The sequence below is a fragment of the Microbacterium sp. NPDC089696 genome (assembly GCF_044749125.1).
Taxonomy (GTDB): Bacteria; Actinomycetota; Actinomycetes; order Actinomycetales; family Microbacteriaceae; genus Microbacterium.
Map to the genome: position 1 here is coordinate 1 of NZ_JBIVHF010000006.1, position 5516 is coordinate 5516.

Sequence of the window (5516 nt, forward strand, 5' to 3'; positions counted from 1 at the left end):
TAAAAGGAGTCCGGCGGTGTCCTACTCTCCCACAGGGTCCCCCCTGCAGTACCATCGGCGCTGTGAGGCTTAGCTTCCGGGTTCGGAATGTGACCGGGCGTTTCCCTCACGCTATGGCCGCCGAAACACTATTGATGTTTCAAAAACCTAGCAATGATGTTATGAATCATTGTTCAGGCGGTTCTCGACCGTACATCGAGAACCACTCAGTGGACGCAAGCACCAACAAACGGTGTGTTATCAAGTCATCGGCTTATTAGTACCAGTCAGCTGCACACGTTACCGTGCTTCCACATCTGGCCTATCAACCCAGTAGTCTGGCTGGGAGCCTCTCACCCGAAGGTATGGAAGTCTCATCTTGAGGCCGGCTTCCCGCTTAGATGCTTTCAGCGGTTATCCATCCCGAACGTAGCTAATCAGCGGTGCTCCTGGCGGAACAACTGACACACCAGAGGTTCGTCCAACCCGGTCCTCTCGTACTAGGGTCAGATCCTCTCAAACTTCCTACGCGCGCAGCGGATAGGGACCGAACTGTCTCACGACGTTCTAAACCCAGCTCGCGTACCGCTTTAATGGGCGAACAGCCCAACCCTTGGGACCTACTCCAGCCCCAGGATGCGACGAGCCGACATCGAGGTGCCAAACCATGCCGTCGATATGGACTCTTGGGCAAGATCAGCCTGTTATCCCCGAGGTACCTTTTATCCGTTGAGCGACAGCGCTTCCACAAGCCACTGCCGGATCACTAGTCCCGACTTTCGTCCCTGCTCGACCTGTCAGTCTCACAGTCAAGCTCCCTTGTGCACTTACACTCGACACCTGATTGCCAACCAGGTTGAGGGAACCTTTGGGCGCCTCCGTTACTTTTTGGGAGGCAACCGCCCCAGTTAAACTACCCACCAGGCACTGTCCCTGAACCGGATTACGGTTCGAAGTTAGATATCCAGAGTGACCAGAGTGGTATTTCAACAATGACTCCACATGAACTGGCGTCCATGCTTCACAGTCTCCCACCTATCCTACACAAGCCACACCGAACACCAATACCAAGCTGTAGTAAAGGTCACGGGGTCTTTCCGTCCTGCTGCGCGTAACGAGCATCTTTACTCGTAATGCAATTTCGCCGAGTTCGCGGTTGAGACAGTTGGGAAGTCGTTACGCCATTCGTGCAGGTCGGAACTTACCCGACAAGGAATTTCGCTACCTTAGGATGGTTATAGTTACCACCGCCGTTTACTGGGGCTTAAATTCTCAGCTTCGCCTTGCGGCTAACCGGTCCTCTTAACCTTCCAGCACCGGGCAGGCGTCAGTCCGTATACATCGTCTTGCGACTTGGCACGGACCTGTGTTTTTAGTAAACAGTCGCTACCCACTAGTCTCTGCGGCCACCACACCCTTTTCGGAGCAAGTCCGTATAAGTGGATGGCCCCCCTTCTCCCGAAGTTACGGGGGCATTTTGCCGAGTTCCTTAACCACGATTCTCTCGATCTCCTTGGTATTCTCTACCTGACCACCTGAGTCGGTTTGGGGTACGGGCAGCTAGAACCTCGCGTCGATGCTTTTCTTGGCAGCATAGGATCATCCACTTTTTATCCGCATCGTGTCTCAGCCTGTATGAGTCACGGATTTGCCTATGACTCGGCCTACGCACTTGCACCAGGACAACCATCGCCTGGCTTGGACTACCTTCCTGCGTCACACCTGTTAATACGCTAACCGCACCAGCATGGGGTCACGTGCTCCACCACCCGGTGGATCCCGAAGGACCCGATGAATGGCTTCGGACGTTTAGCACCACTGGATTAGCTTGGGCGGTTCTTCGCCGGTACGGGAATATCAACCCGTTGTCCATCGACTACGCCTGTCGGCCTCGCCTTAGGTCCCGACTTACCCAGGGAAGATTAGCTTGACCCTGGAACCCTTGGTCTTTCGGAGGACGTGTTTCTCACACGTCTTTCGCTACTCATGCCTGCATTCTCACTCGTGTAGCCTCCACGGCTGGTTTCCACCGCCGCTTCGCTGGCCACACGACGCTCTCCTACCCATCAACACGGCTGGACCACGAAGGCCTACCAATAATGTCAATGCCACAACTTCGGTGGCGTGCTTGAGCCCCGTTACATTGTCGGCGCGGAATCACTTGACCAGTGAGCTATTACGCACTCTTTCAAGGGTGGCTGCTTCTAAGCCAACCTCCTGGTTGTCAGAGCAACTCCACATCCTTTCCCACTTAGCACGCGCTTTGGGACCTTAGTTGGTGGTCTGGGTTGTTTCCCTCTCGACTATGAAGCTTATCCCCCACAGTCTCACTGCTGCGCTCTCACTTACCGGCATTCGGAGTTTGGCTGACGTCAGTAACCTTGTAGGGCCCATCGGCCATCCAGTAGCTCTACCTCCGGCAAGAAACACGCAACGCTGCACCTAAATGCATTTCGGAGAGAACCAGCTATCACGAAGTTTGATTGGCCTTTCACCCCTATCCACAGCTCATCCCCTCAGTTTTCAACCTAAGTGGGTTCGGTCCTCCACGACGTCTTACCGTCGCTTCAACCTGGCCATGGATAGATCACTTCGCTTCGGGTCTAGGACATGCGACTGAATCGCCCTATTCAGACTCGCTTTCGCTACGGCTACCCCACACGGGTTAACCTCGCCACATATCGCTAACTCGCAGGCTCATTCTTCAAAAGGCACGCTGTCACACCTACCAGGGGTGCTCCAACGGTTTGTAAGCAAACGGTTTCAGGTACTATTTCACTCCCCTCCCGGGGTACTTTTCACCTTTCCCTCACGGTACTTGTCCGCTATCGGTCATCTGGGAGTATTTAGGCTTATCAGGTGGTCCTGACAGATTCACACGGGATTTCACGGGCCCCGTGCTACTTGGGATACTCTTCGCGCCAAGCAAGGCATTTCGACTACGGGGTTGGCACCCTCTATGACCGGCCTTTCAAGACCGTTCGTCTATACCTTCTTGTAACGCCGCCATCTCGGCAGAAATGACTGAAAAGTCCCACAACCCCGAACGTGCAACGCCTGCCGGCTATCACACACGCTCGGTTTAGCCTGATCCGGTTTCGCTCGCCACTACTAACGGAATCGCGGTTGCTTTCTCTTCCTGTGGGTACTGAGATGTTTCACTTCCCCACGTTCCCTCTACCCGCCCTATATATTCAGGCGGGAGTCACTAGGTCGGCACGCCGCCCAGCGGGGTTTCCCCATTCGGACACCCTCGGATCAAAACTTGCTTATCAGTTCCCCGAGGCTTATCGCAGATTGCTACGTCCTTCTTCGGCTCCAGATGCCAAGGCATCCACCGTTTGCTCTTAAAGACTTGAAATCACATGAGTTTGAATCGATCGCCACACCCCGAAAGGCATGGAGATTGACTAATGATCTTTAAGATCATCTTGTGCAACCGATCAAAGACCGGCTGCAAGATGCTCGCGTCCACTGTGTAGTTCTCAAAGTACGGGCGGTACCCCTCATCCCCTCCCCCACGGGGAGACAACGAAAGGCCCAGAGGTCCAGTTCGACCCGAAGGCCGGCCCGGTCCCTCAGGACCCAACAGCGTGCAGGCACCGAAACCCAGCCCCCAGACGTTCCTGCAGCAAGCTGCGTACTAATCCGAGATCGACTCTCGATGCCATGTCAAATGTTCCACCCATGAGCTCCCAGCGAAGAACGTATGCCTTCGATCTGGGTTCTGGAAGTCCGAAGACTTCAGATGCTCCTTAGAAAGGAGGTGATCCAGCCGCACCTTCCGGTACGGCTACCTTGTTACGACTTAGTCCTAATTACCGATCCCACCTTCGACGGCTCCCTCCACAAGGGTTAGGCCACCGGCTTCAGGTGTTACCGACTTTCATGACTTGACGGGCGGTGTGTACAAGACCCGGGAACGTATTCACCGCAGCGTTGCTGATCTGCGATTACTAGCGACTCCGACTTCATGAGGTCGAGTTGCAGACCTCAATCCGAACTGGGACCGGCTTTTTGGGATTCGCTCCACCTCGCGGTATTGCAGCCCTTTGTACCGGCCATTGTAGCATGCGTGAAGCCCAAGACATAAGGGGCATGATGATTTGACGTCATCCCCACCTTCCTCCGAGTTGACCCCGGCAGTATCCCATGAGTTCCCACCATTACGTGCTGGCAACATAGAACGAGGGTTGCGCTCGTTGCGGGACTTAACCCAACATCTCACGACACGAGCTGACGACAACCATGCACCACCTGTTTACGAGTGTCCAAAGAGTTGACCATTTCTGGCCCGTTCTCGTATATGTCAAGCCTTGGTAAGGTTCTTCGCGTTGCATCGAATTAATCCGCATGCTCCGCCGCTTGTGCGGGTCCCCGTCAATTCCTTTGAGTTTTAGCCTTGCGGCCGTACTCCCCAGGCGGGGAACTTAATGCGTTAGCTGCGTCACGGAATCCGTGGAATGGACCCCACAACTAGTTCCCAACGTTTACGGGGTGGACTACCAGGGTATCTAAGCCTGTTTGCTCCCCACCCTTTCGCTCCTCAGCGTCAGTTACGGCCCAGAGATCTGCCTTCGCCATCGGTGTTCCTCCTGATATCTGCGCATTCCACCGCTACACCAGGAATTCCAATCTCCCCTACCGCACTCTAGTCTGCCCGTACCCACTGCAGGCCCGAGGTTGAGCCTCGGGATTTCACAGCAGACGCGACAAACCGCCTACGAGCTCTTTACGCCCAATAATTCCGGATAACGCTTGCGCCCTACGTATTACCGCGGCTGCTGGCACGTAGTTAGCCGGCGCTTTTTCTGCAGGTACCGTCACTTTCGCTTCTTCCCTGCTAAAAGAGGTTTACAACCCGAAGGCCGTCATCCCTCACGCGGCGTTGCTGCATCAGGCTTGCGCCCATTGTGCAATATTCCCCACTGCTGCCTCCCGTAGGAGTCTGGGCCGTGTCTCAGTCCCAGTGTGGCCGGTCACCCTCTCAGGCCGGCTACCCGTCGACGCCTTGGTGAGCCATTACCTCACCAACAAGCTGATAGGCCGCGAGCCCATCCCCAACCGAAATTCTTTCCAGACGTTGACCATGCGATCACGTCTCGTATCCAGTATTAGACGCCGTTTCCAGCGCTTATCCCAGAGTCAGGGGCAGGTTGCTCACGTGTTACTCACCCGTTCGCCACTGATCCCACAGAGCAAGCTCCATGTTCACCGTTCGACTTGCATGTGTTAAGCACGCCGCCAGCGTTCATCCTGAGCCAGGATCAAACTCTCCGTAAAAAAGAAATGCATACGAACACCCGGAATAGGATGACGCAGCGAGTTTGATGCTGACCAAAGAGATATTCATTGCTGACTATCCGTTGCCACTCCCGAAGGAATGGTCTTTGATCCAAAGGAATTCTCAACTAGCCGAAGCTAGACGAGGATAATTTGGCATTTGACAAGTGCACGCTGTTGAGTTCTCAAGGATCGGACGCTCCCCCGACCCAACCATCACAGTCAGGCCCGAAGGGCAACTTCTCAATCTTACC

The 5516-nt window shown here is 54.7% G+C and carries 3 rRNA genes; all 3 read right to left on the minus strand.

Features of this window, described 5'->3' with window-relative positions:
- Positions 1 to 8 precede the first annotated feature (8 nt).
- Positions 9 to 125 (minus strand): 5S ribosomal RNA (rrf, locus tag ACIPY8_RS19210).
- Positions 126 to 236: 111 nt separating this feature from the next.
- Positions 237 to 3340 (minus strand): 23S ribosomal RNA (locus tag ACIPY8_RS19215).
- Between the two features lie 398 nt (positions 3341 to 3738).
- A 16S ribosomal RNA gene (locus ACIPY8_RS19220) occupies positions 3739 to 5262 on the minus strand.
- Together the 16S, 23S and 5S rRNA genes form the textbook arrangement of a ribosomal RNA operon.
- Positions 5263 to 5516 lie beyond the last annotated feature (254 nt).